We start from the raw sequence: 14,822 nt of genomic DNA on the forward strand, positions 1-14,822 counted from the left end.
GTCAAAAGCCGGTGCCTGGCACCAAAACGTTAATCCTTTTTCTCTAAAGCGGCCTTCAAGGCGTCAGCCAGGCTGTTTCCCATAGGGGCTTCTTCTTGTTTCGTATACTTTTTCATCAGCTGGCGTTCTTCACGCTTTGTAACCGTTTTTTTCCGGTCCTCAGCTTTTTCCACGACGTTGCATGGACGGCATTGGAAGTAAGTTCCTGCTTTGCCATTGTGGATCTCCATCTTTTTATGGCATTGCGGACAGCGGCGGTTGGACAGCTTCGGATCCTTTCGCTTCCTGAATCCGCATTCCCTGCTGGAGCAGACGAGCATTTTTCCGTCACGCCCCTTGACCTCTTTCATCAGTTCTCCGCATTCAGGACATTTGGAGCCAGTGAGGTTATGCGCTTTGTACGTTTGTTCGCTTCCTTTAATCTCTTGTACAAGCTGTTTGGTCTGTTTGCGGATATTATCAAGAAAAGCTTTCGGATTTCCTTTTCCACGTGCAATGTCTTCAAGTTCTTTCTCCCACTTTGCTGTCAGTTCAGGAGATTTTAATTCACTGTTGACCAATTCAATCAACTGTTTTCCTTTTGGCGTAGGATGAAGGCGGTTGTTCTGGCGGTCGATAGCCTCTGTGCTCAGAAGGCGTTCAATGATATCGGCGCGGGTAGCCGGCGTCCCAAGACCGAACTTCTCCATGCGGGCCAGCAAGTCTGCTTCATTGAAACGGGCAGGCGGCTCCGTCAGTTTCTTCTGCAGGCGGGAATCTTTTACACTGAATTCCTGTCCAGTTTTAACTGCACCGAGCGGCTTCGTATCAGAGCTGTCTTCATCTTTTCCTGTCACTTTTTTAAATCCGGCATCTACAATTTTGGTTTCTCTGGCAGAGAACATTTCGCCTTTTACATCAATGACTGCATGAATGGTCTCCGTCTGATAAGGTCCGTAAAATAAAGCAAGAAAGCGGCGGACGATGATATCGTAGAGCTTTCGTTCATCAGTGGAAAGGTCGCCAAGATGAGGAGTTTCATCTGTTGGTATAATGGCGTGGTGATCCGATACCTTACTATTGTTAAAGACCTTTTTCGCGGCCACTCTGCCTTTATTCCTTAACGCAGGCTGAACCTCATCCCGATAGGCAGAGGAGAGAGCCTGCAGCCGATCGTTCATCGTCTGCTCCATATCGGCAGTTAAATATTTGGAATCTGTTCGTGGATAGGTTACAAGCTTGTAGCGCTCATACAGATTCTGCAGCACACTTGACGTTTTTTTCGCTGAGAATCCGAAGCGGCGGTTGGCGTCACGCTGAAGCTCTGTCAGGTCGTAGGGCATTGGCTGCTGTTCAGACTTTGCCTTCGTTTGAACAGATGCGACTGTACCTTTCTCATTTTTGACCAGCTCAACGACCTTTTCGGCTTTGGAAGGGTCAAAAATTCTTCGTTCCCCATTATTCTCCCAAGCCGCATCGAGTGGTCCAATCTTGGCGTCGATCGTAAAATACTCCTTCGGAACAAAAGCTTTGATCTCCGCTTCCCTATCGAAAATCATGGAGAGGGCAGGGGTCTGAACACGGCCCGCTGACAGCTGTTCGTTGTATTTAGTAGTCAGCGCTCGTGTTACATTCAATCCGATGAGCCAGTCAGCTTCTGAGCGGCATACGGCAGACTGATACAAAAAGTCATACTCTTTGGCAGGTTTTAAATTGCGAAACCCATCCTTGATTGCCTTATCTGTCTGTGATGAGATCCAAAGGCGCTTCACCGGTTTCTTCCAGCGGAGTTTTTCCAGGATCCAGCGGGCGACAAGCTCACCTTCACGCCCGGCATCCGTGGCGATAATAAATTCACCAACATCTTTTCGTCTGGCCAGGTGTTCGATTCCTTTAAATTGGTGGCTGACCTGGCGAATAAGCTTTAGGCCCATTTCATTAGGAATGATAGGCAGATCTTCCATTCGCCACGTTTTATATTCTTTGTTATAGTCCTCAGGCATCTTCAGCTCTACCAGATGGCCAAGCGCCCAAGTGACAATGTACTTCGGTCCTTCTATATATTGTTTTGTTTGCTGACTGCAGCCAAGTACACGGGCCAGGTCTCTGGCTACACTCGGCTTTTCGGCAAGAACAATGGATTTCATGTAATGAAAAGCTCCTTTCTCGTTCAGGCAGTTTAATCGAACTGCGTCCTTTACCCCAGTATAGCCGAAAGCAGGTTTCTTCGAAAATGTTTTGAAGCCTTGTAAAGAATACTTTGTATTTTCCGATATAGAGAGTAGCTAAAATAAAGAGGTGCATCTTATGAAAATACGAAGCAAGTTATTCATTCTAATCGGGACGACCATTGTTGCCCTGATTGTAGCTGGAGGTTTTTCATACTTCCATAGCTACAGGCAGGAGCAGATGAGCGGGGAACTGCAAGACAAACAGGATCTGCAGACGGCTTTAAAAGATCTGCAGTTTTACATTGCTGGCTACTCCAACGATGAGCGGGCGTATTTGCTGACCGGCGACAAAAAATACACAGCTGAAATGGCAGATAAAAAGAAGAGCATTGTGGGTCTTACCAAACGGCTTTTGCCGCTGCTGGATGAAAAAATCCGCAAAAAATCGGAAACGGGACTAACCGGTTATTTTAATTCCAGTGACCGGGCAATAAAAGCGTATGACGGCGGCGGAAAAGAACTTGCGATGACGGTTCACTTCGGCGATGAACGGAACATTCGCAAGGAAGTACTAAATCCGGTCATTGAAAGCTTGGATAAAAAGCTTGAAAAAGAACTTGCCACTGCAAAAGCAGACAACAAAAAAGCCATGATGATTCAAAATACGGTGTTCTCAGGTCTATTGCTTTTGCTGATGATCGGAAGCGTGATCTTCGGCACCCTGATTGTCCGTTCTATTATTCGTCCCATTCATCTTCTTAATCTTAATCTGAAAGAGATTGCAGAGGGAGAAGGGGATCTGACCAGACGAATCCGGTTAGATACGAAAGACGAACTCGGAGTCCTCGCCGGCACATTTGATCAATTTACAGAAAGTTTGCAGTCCATGATTTTACGAATCTCGGAAACAACCTCGCAAGTAGCAGCTTCATCCCAGCAGCTGACGGCAAGCGCGGAGCAAAATAGCCATGCGGCAGGGCACATTGCACAAAGCATTCAGCAAGTCGCAACAGGCGCAGATATCCAGATGGAGAAATCAGCTGGCAGTGCAGAAATGATTGAGGAAACCGTTCAGCAGCTGGACGTTATTTCTGCGAATGCCACCCATGCGGGTGAACTGACAGGCATCGCTTCTGGACAGGCTGAAGAGGGAAAAAAATACGTAAGCCGAACTGTAGAACAAATGAAACAAATCGAAGAATCGGTAAACATTACCCATGAGGGGATCGATGAACTAAGAGGACGGTCACAATCCATTGGAGACATCGTATCCATTATTACCGATATCTCGAATCAAACGAATCTTCTTGCTCTGAATGCATCCATTGAGGCTGCACGGGCGGGTGAAAGCGGAAGAGGGTTTGCTGTGGTCGCTGAGGAAGTAAGAAAGCTTGCCGAGCAATCCGGCCAATCGGCTCAAGAAATCAAGAGTCTTATTGAACAGATTCAGCATGAAACTGGGGCTTCAAGCCAGTCAATCGAAAACGTAAAAGAAAATGTTTCAGTGGGATTAACGGTTGTCCAGGAAACAGAAAAACAATTCCATCTGATCCAAGAATCCGTCACGGATGTTAATGAAAAAATCATGGGAATTTCGGGCGCGATCCAGCTGCTGGCAAATGGTTCTAACTCTATTTCACAATCAGCCGATGAGATGGCGGCAAGCGCCAAAGAATCTTCAGAAAGCGCACAAAGCATAGCGGCTTCGACGGAAGAGCAGCTCGCTTCCATGGAAGAAATAACAGCTTCTGCACAGTCATTATCCTATATGGCGGAAGAGCTTCAGGATATGATCTCGAAGTTTAAAATATGAACGAAGCAATTAAAAAGGGACCCCTGAGGGTCCCTTTTTTAGATTGATGTTTCTTGTATTTAATATCGGACGCCAGACGGTTTTCTTTACGTTTTTTCATCTTTTTTTTAAATGAAAATCAGTTTGTCAGCATAAGGTATAGAAAGTATGAAAAACGGGGGAAGGACGATGATTCATCTGGATGAAGGAACGGTGCTTGCGAACGGGGTAAACATGCCTTGGGTCGGGCTGGGCACCTGCAAGCTTCGGCACCCGCAAGCGGTTGAACGAGCGGTGCATGCCGCTCTTGATGCCGGGTACAGGAGCATAGATACGGCCGCAATCTATCAAAACGAAACAGAAATTGGAAACGCTTTACAAAAAAGTACAGTCTCAAGAGAACTTCTTTTTATTACAACAAAACTATGGAATGCGTCCCACGGATACAATAATACGCTTGCAGCCTTCGATGAAAGCCGGCGAAAACTTGGTGTGGATTATATTGATCTCTACATGATTCATTGGCCGATTAAAGGGCAGATCAAGGAAACGTGGAGAGCACTCGAGATCCTATACAACCGTGGAGATATAAGAGCAATTGGCGTTTCCAATTTTGGTGTTTCAGATTTGGAAGAGTTGATCAGGCATTGCGAAATTAAGCCTCTGGTCAACCAGGTAGAGTATCATCCGAGGCTCTCTCAGAAAAAGTTGATGCACTTCTGCCATCAAAACAACATTCAAGTGGAAGCATGGAGCCCGTTGATGCAGGGAGAGATTCTGCATGAGAGCCTTATCCTGCAGATTGCAGAGAAACACGGGAAAACTCCGGCTCAGGTGGTATTGAGGTGGGCGCTGCAAAACGGAATTCCTGTCATTCCTAAATCAGCGACACCACACCGCATACGTGAAAATATTGATATTTTTGATTTTGAACTGCCGATTGAAGATATGGTGAACATTCACTTTTTGAATGAAAATAGGAGAATCGGACCTGATTCCGGCCTATATTTTTATGATTGACCATACAGACATCCAGCGATTTATTGTTGGGTGTTTTTTGCTTTTTCTCTTGAAGGATGGACGTGATTTTGATTAGAATTCCGCTGACCGGGTATCCAAAACTATAAATAACCAAACGGAAGCCACTTATAGATTAAGTTAGGCTTTAACTGGGTAATGTAGAAATAAGAGGTGAATGACAGCATGGAATCAATAACAGATTGGTTAAAAGACATACTATTATTCTTAGGCGGATTCTTGAACGTTAGTATCTTACTCATTATCATCATTGTCATTTTAGTGGTACGTTCAGCAAGACGCAATAAAAGGAATAAAAACCATAAAGATTATCTCGATGATTAATCGAAAAAAAGATAAGGCTGGTTCTGTTGAAGAACCGGCCTTTTTAATGGATTTTCTGGATCCAACCATATATGATGAAAAGACTGAACATGAAATATGGGGGAGGCAAAATGAAAGAAGTTAATCAGCTTGAAAAAGCAACGTTTGCCGGAGGCTGTTTCTGGTGCATGGTAAAGCCATTTGATGAACTTCCGGGCATCCACGGCATCATTTCAGGGTATACTGGAGGCCATGTTGAGAATCCGGCATATGAAGAAGTCAAAAAAGGTACGACCGGCCATTATGAAGCGGTCGAGATCACCTTCGATCCTGTTCTATTTCCTTATCAAAAGCTATTGGACCTGTACTGGCCTCAAATCGATCCAACCGATGACGGTGGACAATTTTTTGACAGAGGAAGCCAATATAAAACCGCGATTTTTTTCCATAATGAAGAACAGCGGGAACTAGCCGAGCGTTCAAAACAAGAAGTGGCCAGCAGCGGCCGTTTCAACAAGCCAATTGTAACAGAGATTCTGCCGGCTTCAGCATTTTATTCAGCAGAAGACTATCATCAGGGTTTCTACAAGAAAAACCCTGAGAAGTATAGGCAGGAACGCATAGATTCCGGAAGAGATACCTTTATTGAAGAAAACTGGACAAAGAAAGACAGCTGATAGAGAGCTGTCTTTTTTTATTTGTTTGACGATATCCCTGAATCGTAAATGGTCTCTCCGTTAATCAGCGTCTTTTCAACAGTGCTCCGCGCATCGAACGGATCTCCGCTCCAAACCACGACGTCGGCATCCTTTCCAGGTTCAAGAGAACCGACCCTCTCATCGACACCCAAATGTTTTGCGGCATTGATTGTAATAGCCTTCCAGGCGGTTTCCTCGCTTAAGCCGTGTTTCACTGCGGCAATAGCGCTTAAAATAAGGCTGTCGATACCTACAACAGGATGATCGGTCGTAATGGATACGGGAACACCTGCCTGATCCAAAGCATTCAGCGTGTGCCAGCCTTTATCGGCAAGCTCGATTTTGCTTCGCGTGGATAAAGTAGGACCGACGGAAACATGGACATTATGTCCTGCGATATAGGAAGCAATTTGGTGCCCCTCTGTACAATGCTCAATCGTCACTTCAATGTTAAATTCTTTGGCCAACCTTAGGATCGTAGCAATATCATCCGCACGATGTGCGTGGGCGCGAATGGGAATGACACCTTTCAGCACATTAATGAGCTGTTCTGCCCCAAGGTCAAAATCAATCACCTCTCCATTTTCAAGCTTTCGCAGATAATCTTGTGCACGTTTCATCTCTTTTCGAAACAACGCTGCGATCCCCATACGGGTAACTGGAGTTTTTCCTTTGCTTCCATAGAAACGCTTCGGGTTCTCACCAAAGGCCGCTTTCATGCCTGAAGGGCTGCGGAGGACCATTTGATCGATGACAATGCCAGCTGTTTTTAAAACAACCATCTCTCCGCCGATGACATTGGCGCTGCCCGGCATCACCTGCACGGTCGTCACACCTGCTTTTCGAGCATCCTCAAAACCTTTTTCGTTAGGATTGATGCCGTCGATAGCCCTGACATAAGGAGTTACCGGATCGCTCGTTTCATTATAGTCATGTCCTGCCAGCCCGATTCCTTCTTCATGAACACCGAGATGTGTATGTACGTCGATAAGCCCTGGGGTTACAAACTTTCCCTCCGCATCAAGCACTTTTGTCCGATCATCCGCTTTGAGATTTTTCCCGGTCTTTATAATTTTTCCACCGTCGATCAAAAGATCTCCTTTCCCTATGCTTCCGGTTCCAATGATCAGTGTTCCGTTTTTAATGAGCAACATATATTACACCCACTTTTTCAATTTTTTTGAAAAAACACTTGAATAAATATTCTGAAAAAATTATACTATGTTAAAATTACTAAACACAATACTTTTATTTTGACTTAGTTATGTAATAAGGTACTAAATAACTATAAATAGTACTAATTTAGTAATTTTATTTATTTTTTTGTACTGAAAGGTGGAAGTTTAGTGTCTGTTGAAATCATAGACCAGCTGGACAAGGGAATTATTAAACTCCTCTCCAAAGATGGGAGGATGTCCTTTACTGAAATTGCCCAGCGATTGAATGTAACGGAAAAGACGGTAAGAACCCGCTACAATAATTTAGTTGAAAATAATATTCTTGAAGTTGTTGGTGTCGTTAATCCAATTTCTCTTGGAGTAAAGGTTGGTGCTATTATCCAGATCAGTGCCATACCTCCGAGGATGGAGGATACAATTAAAAAGCTGCAGGAGATTGCCGGTATCCGTTTTATTACCCTTACTTCGGGAGAATATCAGCTTCTAGTACAGGCGAATGTCCGCCACTATGAGGAAATTACTGAAATTGTCAAAAGTATTCATAAAATCGAAGGCATCAACAAAACGAATGTCATTCTGCAAATGGATATCTACAAAAATTCATTTGAATATATTTAAGACCCGCGGGTCTTTTTTATATAACTAAAACGTTCAGAAAATTCCGTATCCTTTTGGGAGTGATTGAATTAATGTTTCATTTGATTAAAGAACTTACTGGGCTAGCCGGGCCATGCGGACATGAGCAGAATGTAAGCAAATACATAAGAGATAAGGTTTCAAGTCTGTCTGACGATGTACAGGTTCCATTTTCATTCATCTAAAAGGAGGAGAACAATGAAAATTTTTATTTCGGCAGATATGGAAGGAATCTCAGGTGTAGCTACCAACATGCAGCTTAAGAAAAATGACGAATATCAGCGGTTCAGAAAATTAATGACACAGGACGTGAACGCTGCGATCGCGGGAGCATTTGAGGGCGGTGCGACAGAAGTTACAGTGGCTGATGGCCATGGCAACATGTCAAACCTGCTGGTTGAGGAACTCGATGAAAGAGCCCGTCTTGTTTCTGGAAACAACAGGGTGCTCTGCCAGCTGTCCGGACTGGATGAAAGCTTCGACGGCATTATGTTCGTAGGTCATCACGGACGTGAAGCGGGGTCAGAGCGTGCTGTTATCAGCCATACTTTGGCAGGTGTCGCGGTGGGTGAAATGAAGATCAACGGCAAGATCGTCGGTGAAACAGAAATGAATGCCGGTGCGGCTGGATCCTTCGGAGTTCCTGCCATTCTTGCTACTGGCGATGACGCTTATGTGGAAGAAGTCATGGAAACACTGCCGGATATCGAAGGAGCAGTGGTTAAATATGCAGTTGACCGTTTTGCTGCTGAGCTCATCCATCCTGTAAAAGCACGGCAGATCATCCGCGAGAAAGCCATGCGCGGAGTACAGAGAGCGAAGGAGATCCCTCCTTATACTGTAGAGGGTCCGATCACGTTTGAGATCGAGTTTAAAGGCCCAAATCAGGCGTTAATGACGACTACGCTGCCTACTGTTGAACTGATCGGCCCAAAACGAATCCAGTTTACATGCGAGGATTACATAACCGCCTACAAACATATGTGGGGAGTCGTCATTATCGGCATGGCGGCAACGAACGGCGTGCTCGGCCATGCCAACGCATAAGGTCAAGCCATATGAAAATAAGAGGGAGGGAAGATGATGATGTACGTTGTAAAACGGCTATTAACGATGCTGATGACCATCTGGGTGATTACAACCCTTACGTTTGTGATCATGCACGCGATTCCGGGCGATCCATTTGCCTCGGATTCAGATGTTCTTCCTGAAGAAGTGCTGAATAACATGCGAGCAAAATTTAACCTCGATCAGCCTCTGCCGGTTCAATATGTGCTGTATTTAAAAAATCTGGCAACCTTTGATCTTGGGCCCTCGATCGAATCAGAGACCAGAGATGTGAATACGCTGATTGCGGAAGGACTGCCCGTATCGGCATTGCTCGGGTTTCAGGCGCTGGTCATCGCTCTTGTCTTTGGAATGGCGCTCGGAATCATTGCTTCGCTTTTCCATAACCGTTCCGTAGATTATGCTGCCATGGCGGTTGCGATACTCGGAATCTCGATTCCAAGCTTTATTCTGGCGCCTCTATTAATCAAATTTTTTGCGGTCAAGTGGGGGATGCTGCCGGTAGCTTCATGGGGAACATGGCAGCATACCATCTTGCCATCTGTTGCACTTGCAGCCGGACCACTCGCTATTATCGCCAGGTTTACGCGTTCAAGCATGCTTGAAGTACTTAAGCAGAACTACATGAAAACAGCAGATGCCAAGGGATTGGGTACAGCTGGAATTGTTGTAAAGCATGGAATCCGGAATGCGGTGATACCGGTCATCTCTTTTATGGGACCGCTCGTCGCACATCTTCTTACCGGAACGTTTGTCATTGAAAAAATATTCGCCATTCCGGGCCTCGGCAAATACTTTGTGGACAGCATCTTTAACCGTGATTATCCGGTAATTCTGGGGACTACAATATTTTTCAGTGTTGTGCTCATCGTCACGCTTTTTCTGATCGATCTATCGTACAGGCTCATTGATCCGCGAATCAAACTAACGAGCAGGGGGAATGACATGCTGGAAAAAGCATCTCAAGACACACTCTTCCGGCCGCTTCAGAAAAACCGGCTGCGGAAAGACGAGATAAAGCGCCCGAGTGTCAGCCAGGCAAAAGAAAGCATTAGAAGGGTGATAAAGAACAAGCTGGCATTGACCGGTGCCATTCTCTTATTGTTCATCCTGTTCTTTGCCCTTTTCGGACCAAAGATGGTTCCTTACAGTTATTCGGATCAGAGCCTTGCTAACGGAAATCTTGCTCCGGGCGGTAAGCACTGGTTCGGAACCGATGACCTTGGACGCGACATGTGGGCGAGAACGTGGTACGGAGCCAGGATATCACTAACGATTGGAGTAGCTGCGGCTCTTATTGACCTCGTCATCGGACTCCTTGTCGGCGGAATTTCGGGATACATGGCTGGCCGCGGAAAGCTCGGAGACCGGGTTGACAGTCTGCTGATGAGACTCGTTGAAATTCTATACAGTATACCTTACCTGCTTGTCGTTATTTTGCTGCTTGTCGTCATGAAGCCTGGTTTATGGACGATTATCATTGCTCTCTCTATAACAGGCTGGGTGTCAATGGCGAGGGTAGTAAGGGGACAGATCCTTCAGATCAAACAGCAGGAGTTTGTAGCCGCAGCACAAAAGCTTGGAACTTCGCACCGCACGATTATTCTTAAACATTTGTTCCCCAACATGCTGGGTATTATCATTGTCAATCTTACATTCACGATTCCGCAGGCCATTTTTGCAGAAGCTTTTCTCAGCTTTATCGGACTAGGTGTACAGGCGCCGATCGCAAGCTGGGGGACGATGGCCAATGATGCGCTCGGTGTCATTCTGAGCGGACAATGGTGGAGGCTGTTTTTTCCAGGGCTCCTCATCTCATTGACGATGTTTGCGTTTAACGTGTTTGGTGATGGACTGCAGGATGCGCTTGATCCGCACCAGACAAAAGATTAGGAGGGAGACGATGGGACAGTTATTAGAAGTCGAGAAGTTAAAAGTTTCGTTTCGCTCCCATGGAGGCGAAGTTCAGGCAGTCAGGGGAGTAAGCTTTGGAATTGAGCAAGGCGAAGTTTTGGCCGTCGTCGGAGAGAGCGGATGCGGAAAGTCAGTTACCGCACAGGCGATCATGAAACTCCTTCCCAAAAGGGGATGCAGCATAAAGGAAGGCTCCATTTTTTTTGAAGGAAAAGATCTATTAAAACTTTCATCCAAAGAAATGAAGCAGCTGAAAGGTTCACAAATCAGTATGGTGTTTCAGGATCCGATGACGTCCCTGAATCCGACGATGAAGATCGGCCCCCAGATTGCGGAAGGAATTATTAAGCATAAAGGGTTGGACAAAAGAAAAGCGAAAGCCAGGGCACTTGAACTGTTAAAGCTGGTGGGGATTCCGAATCCGGAGGCCCGCTATGAACAGTATCCGCATGAGCTAAGCGGCGGCATGAGACAGCGCGTACTGATCGCCATCGCACTGGCGTGTGATCCGAAATTGCTCATTGCTGATGAACCTACGACCGCACTTGATGTGACTATCCAGGCTCAAATTTTAGATTTAATGAAGGACCTTCAGCAGGAGTTCGGCACATCCATTATGCTCATTACCCATGACCTGGGGGTAGTTGCAGAGATGGCTCAAAAGGTAATCGTCATGTATGCAGGGATTGTAGTGGAGAGCGGGACGGCTGAAAATATTTTAGAAAATCCTAAACATCCGTATACCCTTGGTCTGCTGAACTCTCTGCCAAACTATGAAACCGTGGAAAAAGAACGGCTGATTCCCATTGAAGGCACACCGCCGGATCTATATGCGCCGCCTCCCGGATGTCCGTTTGCGGCAAGATGCGACTACGCGATGGAAATATGTATGGAGGAAATGCCAGCTCCTTTTGAAGCGGAGAGGGGGCATCATTCCAGATGCTGGCTGAATGATCCGCGGGCGCCAAAAGTGGCCGAGTTTGTCGCGGCAGGGAGGGATGAATCATGACACAGGCCATGCTGGAAGTGGAAAACCTGAAAAAATATTTCAAGGTCGGAAAACAGTCGTTAAAAGCGGTAGATGAAGTTACCTTTTCTGTGAGAAAAGGAGAGACACTGGGTCTTGTCGGGGAAAGCGGAAGCGGGAAATCAACGCTCGGAAGAACGATTGTCGGCCTCAATGAAGCGACAGGCGGAAGGATGCTCTTTGAAGGAAAGGACGTCCGGCATCTAAACAAAAAGGAAAAGAAGAACTACAACCGTATTGTCCAAATGATCTTTCAGGATCCTCATGCTTCCCTCAATCCAAGAATGGAGGTGGGCGACATTATCGGAGAAGGGATTGACGCCCATCGGCTTGCGTCAGGGAAGGAACGGATGGAGCGCATCTACAGGCTCCTTGAGAGGGTTGGGCTCCAGGCTGATCATGCGAAACGTTACCCGCACGAATTCAGCGGCGGGCAGCGCCAGCGTATAGGAATTGCCCGGGCATTAGCGGTAGAACCAAAATTTATTGTAGCTGATGAGCCAATCTCCGCTCTTGATGTATCCATTCAGGCCCAGGTCGTTAATCTGATGGATGATTTGCAGCGGGACATGGGGCTTACCTTTCTCTTTATAGCTCATGATCTTGGAATGGTGAAGCATATCAGCGACAGGATCGGCGTGATGTACCTGGGCGGCTTTATGGAACTGGCGGACAGCGGTGACTTATTCAGTGAGCCGCTGCACCCTTATACACAGGCGCTCCTCTCGGCGATTCCTGTACCTTCAACAGCAAAAGGATTGAGAAGGGAAAGAATTATTTTAAAAGGCGACCCGCCGAGCCCGATCTCTCCTCCATCCGGATGCCGGTTCAGGACCCGCTGCCCGCATGTGATGGATGTATGCGCGAGTGCGGTCCCGGAATGGAAGGAAGTAAGGCCAAAGCATTGGACAGCTTGTCATTTATACTAAAAAATGGGGGTATAGGATTATGACGAAAACATTGAAAAAGCGGTTTACTGGTCTGCTGGTTTTTATGCTTGTTATGTCAGTGCTCTCTGCCTGCTCTGGAGGAAGCAAAACCTCATCTACTGAAGGCGTGAAGCAGGAAATCACGTTAAACGCTCTGAGTGAGCCGCCTTCTCTTGATCCTGCACTTGCGACAGATACGACTTCCGGGTGGATTCTTGATCATTTATACGAAGGGCTGTACATGAAAAACAAAAGCGGCGATTCGGTCAAAGGCCTGGCGAAGGACGTAAAAGTATCATCCGATAAAAAAGTCTATACTTTCAAACTCCGTGATGATGCGAAGTGGTCTGATGGAGATCCTGTAACTGCCGGTGATTTTGAATACGCGTGGAAGCATGTGCTGGATCCTAAAACAGGCAGCTCTTTTGCTTTTTATATGTATTACATAAAAGGAGCTGAAGCGTATAACAAGGGCAAAGGCTCTGTGGATGATGTAGGGGTAAAAGCTCTAGACGACAAGACCCTCAAGGTTGAGCTCGCGGCACCAACAGGATTCCTTGAAAAGCTTCTTTCTTTCTGGGTGTATTACCCTGTGAAAAAAGATTCAGCGGAAGGAAATAAAAACTGGGCAGGAGAAGCAAAAGATTATGTGAGCAACGGACCTTACAAACTAACAGAATGGAAGCATAACCGATCCGTAGTCATTGAGAAGAACAAGTATTATTATGGAAAAGACGATGTGAAGATGGAAAAGGTGACGTGGAAGATGGTGAATGATGCCACAACCTATTATCAAATGTACAAATCAGGTGAACTCGACCTGATTCAAACCCTTCCATCCGATGTGATCGCACAGGAAAAAGATAATAAGGAGTACAAAGTAACACCTTATTTCGGAACGTACATGTACATGTTCAATATTGACAAAGAACCATTTAACAACCAAAAAGTGCGGGAAGCCTTCAACCTGGCGATCGACAGAAAAATGATTACAGACAAGATCACGCAAGCTGGAGAAAAACCGGCTATGGGCTTTGTGCCATATGGATCAGAAGTAAACGGCAAAGACTTTAGAAAAGAAAAAGAGCAGTATTTTAAAGAAGATGTGAAAAAGGGGAAACAGCTGATAAAAGAAGCGATGAAGGAAGAAGGATGGAGCAAGTTCCCTGAAACTGAACTGACCTACAACACCCTCGAAAGCCATAAGAAGATTGCCGAAGCAGTTCAGGAAATGCTGAAAAAGAACTTGGGCGTCGATGTGAAATTAACGAACCAGGAATGGAAAACATACTTGGACACTACAAAACAAAAGAACTTCCAGATGGCGCGTATGGGTTGGATCGGCATCTACGTGGATCCGACACCAATTCTTGATTACTATCTAGGAGACAGCCCGAACAACAGAACAAACTGGGTCAATCCAAAATATGATCAGCTTCTCGCACAATCCAAAACAGAACAGAATGAAGGAAAACGAATGGAACTGCTTCATCAGGCAGAAGATGAACTTATGAAAGACCTTCCTTTTCTTCCGGTATACTATTACTCTAATAACTATTTAACTTCCAAGAAGTTTAAAGGAATTGTCTATCCCATTAACCGTTATCCGTATGTCCGTTGGGCAGAAAAAGTGTCTGAATAAACAGAATGGAGGACAGTCTGCCGCATTGGCAGACTCCTCCTCTTTTGCTTCGATGGAGGTGTTTATACATGAGGTTTTTAGCTGCGGGACTTTTATCTGCAGGAGCCTGGAAGGCATACATGCTGCTGTTTGATATAAAAGGTATAGAAGCTATAAATCAATCATTTTTACTGGGGCTATTATTTCTGGTGGGCGGTGTAGGCGCAATCATATCAGGAACAGGTTTTCTACATCCGCTGACAAAAGTAGTCAGAGCAGCTAACCCAGTGTTTTTCCGCAAACACTATGTGGTGAGTGCAGCAGAGAAAGAAATGGCAGCTTCAATAAAAGAGAGGACGTTGTCAAATCCGGCAATCTTCTTATTAGGTATTGGCACGGGATTAAGTGTTTGCTCTATTCTACTGTTATTCTTAGTTTATTAGCATTTTAATAGAAAGAAGGAAACTC

Annotated in this window: 13 protein-coding genes and 1 pseudogene; 12 read left to right on the forward strand and 2 right to left on the reverse strand. The window is 45.6% G+C overall.

Annotation, left to right across the window (positions count from 1 at the left end; all coding sequences use genetic code 11):
- Window positions 1-29: 29 nt before the first annotated feature.
- Window positions 30-2,126 (reverse strand): DNA topoisomerase III, encoded by a 2,097-nt coding sequence (locus LCY76_RS05600; RefSeq protein ID WP_248251798.1) that lies wholly within the window; start codon window positions 2,124-2,126, stop codon window positions 30-32.
- Window positions 2,127-2,286: 160 nt separating this feature from the next.
- Here LCY76_RS05600 and LCY76_RS05605 point away from each other — a divergent pair, with 160 nt between their 5' ends.
- The 3 genes from LCY76_RS05605 to msrA all read left to right on the forward strand — a co-directional run bounded on the left by LCY76_RS05605 (window position 2,287) and on the right by msrA (window position 5,960).
- On the forward strand, window positions 2,287-3,963 hold the full coding sequence (locus LCY76_RS05605) for a methyl-accepting chemotaxis protein (RefSeq protein ID WP_248251799.1): 1,677 nt from the start codon (window positions 2,287-2,289) through the stop codon (window positions 3,961-3,963).
- 168 nt (window positions 3,964-4,131) lie between these two features.
- Window positions 4,132-4,962 (forward strand): aldo/keto reductase, encoded by an 831-nt coding sequence (locus LCY76_RS05610; RefSeq protein WP_248251800.1) that lies wholly within the window; start codon window positions 4,132-4,134, stop codon window positions 4,960-4,962.
- A 452-nt stretch (window positions 4,963-5,414) separates the two neighbouring features.
- Complete coding sequence (gene msrA / locus LCY76_RS05615; RefSeq protein ID WP_248251801.1) at window positions 5,415-5,960, forward strand: peptide-methionine (S)-S-oxide reductase MsrA; 546 nt, start codon at window positions 5,415-5,417, stop codon at window positions 5,958-5,960.
- A 17-nt stretch (window positions 5,961-5,977) separates the two neighbouring features.
- Here the strand turns inward: msrA and LCY76_RS05620 are convergent, their stop codons facing one another.
- A complete protein-coding gene (locus LCY76_RS05620) occupies window positions 5,978-7,135 on the reverse strand; it encodes an amidohydrolase (RefSeq protein WP_248251802.1) in 1,158 nt (385 codons plus the stop codon).
- Window positions 7,136-7,327: 192 nt separating this feature from the next.
- Here LCY76_RS05620 and LCY76_RS05625 point away from each other — a divergent pair, with 192 nt between their 5' ends.
- The 9 genes and pseudogenes from LCY76_RS05625 (at window position 7,328) to LCY76_RS05660 (ending at window position 14,797) form a co-directional block, all read left to right on the forward strand.
- The gene (locus tag LCY76_RS05625; RefSeq protein ID WP_248251803.1) at window positions 7,328-7,777 is read left to right on the forward strand and encodes an Lrp/AsnC family transcriptional regulator; all 450 of its coding nucleotides are present in this window, start codon (window positions 7,328-7,330) and stop codon (window positions 7,775-7,777) included.
- Window positions 7,778-7,848: 71 nt separating this feature from the next.
- Window positions 7,849-7,980 (forward strand): hypothetical protein, encoded by a 132-nt coding sequence (locus tag LCY76_RS23795; protein WP_272885573.1) that lies wholly within the window; start codon window positions 7,849-7,851, stop codon window positions 7,978-7,980.
- Between the two features lie 13 nt (window positions 7,981-7,993).
- The gene (locus LCY76_RS05630) at window positions 7,994-8,842 is read left to right on the forward strand and encodes a M55 family metallopeptidase (protein ID WP_248251804.1); all 849 of its coding nucleotides are present in this window, start codon (window positions 7,994-7,996) and stop codon (window positions 8,840-8,842) included.
- 39 nt (window positions 8,843-8,881) lie between these two features.
- Window positions 8,882-9,805: pseudogene (locus tag LCY76_RS05635) on the forward strand (ABC transporter permease); the annotation flags it as partial.
- A 3-nt stretch (window positions 9,806-9,808) separates the two neighbouring features.
- Window positions 9,809-10,756 carry an ABC transporter permease gene (locus tag LCY76_RS05640; protein ID WP_248254600.1) on the forward strand — a complete coding sequence of 316 codons (948 nt, stop codon included), beginning with the start codon at window positions 9,809-9,811 and terminating at the stop codon, window positions 10,754-10,756.
- 10 nt (window positions 10,757-10,766) lie between these two features.
- On the forward strand, window positions 10,767-11,786 hold the full coding sequence (locus LCY76_RS05645) for an ABC transporter ATP-binding protein (protein WP_248251805.1): 1,020 nt from the start codon (window positions 10,767-10,769) through the stop codon (window positions 11,784-11,786).
- Window positions 11,783-12,733 carry an ABC transporter ATP-binding protein gene (locus tag LCY76_RS05650; protein WP_248251806.1) on the forward strand — a complete coding sequence of 317 codons (951 nt, stop codon included), beginning with the start codon at window positions 11,783-11,785 and terminating at the stop codon, window positions 12,731-12,733. The genes LCY76_RS05645 and LCY76_RS05650 overlap by 4 nt, the downstream gene beginning before the upstream one ends.
- Window positions 12,734-12,764: 31 nt before the next feature.
- Window positions 12,765-14,375, forward strand: coding sequence for a peptide ABC transporter substrate-binding protein (locus LCY76_RS05655; RefSeq protein WP_419714978.1), 1,611 nt, complete (start codon window positions 12,765-12,767; stop codon window positions 14,373-14,375).
- Window positions 14,376-14,443: 68 nt separating this feature from the next.
- Window positions 14,444-14,797, forward strand: a complete 354-nt coding sequence (locus tag LCY76_RS05660) for a DUF3899 domain-containing protein (RefSeq protein ID WP_248251808.1) — start codon at window positions 14,444-14,446, stop codon at window positions 14,795-14,797.
- The last annotated feature ends 25 nt before the right edge of the window (window positions 14,798-14,822 follow it).

It is taken from the genome of Fictibacillus marinisediminis (assembly GCF_023149135.1).
GTDB lineage: Bacteria > Bacillota > Bacilli > Bacillales > Fictibacillaceae > Fictibacillus_C > Fictibacillus_C marinisediminis.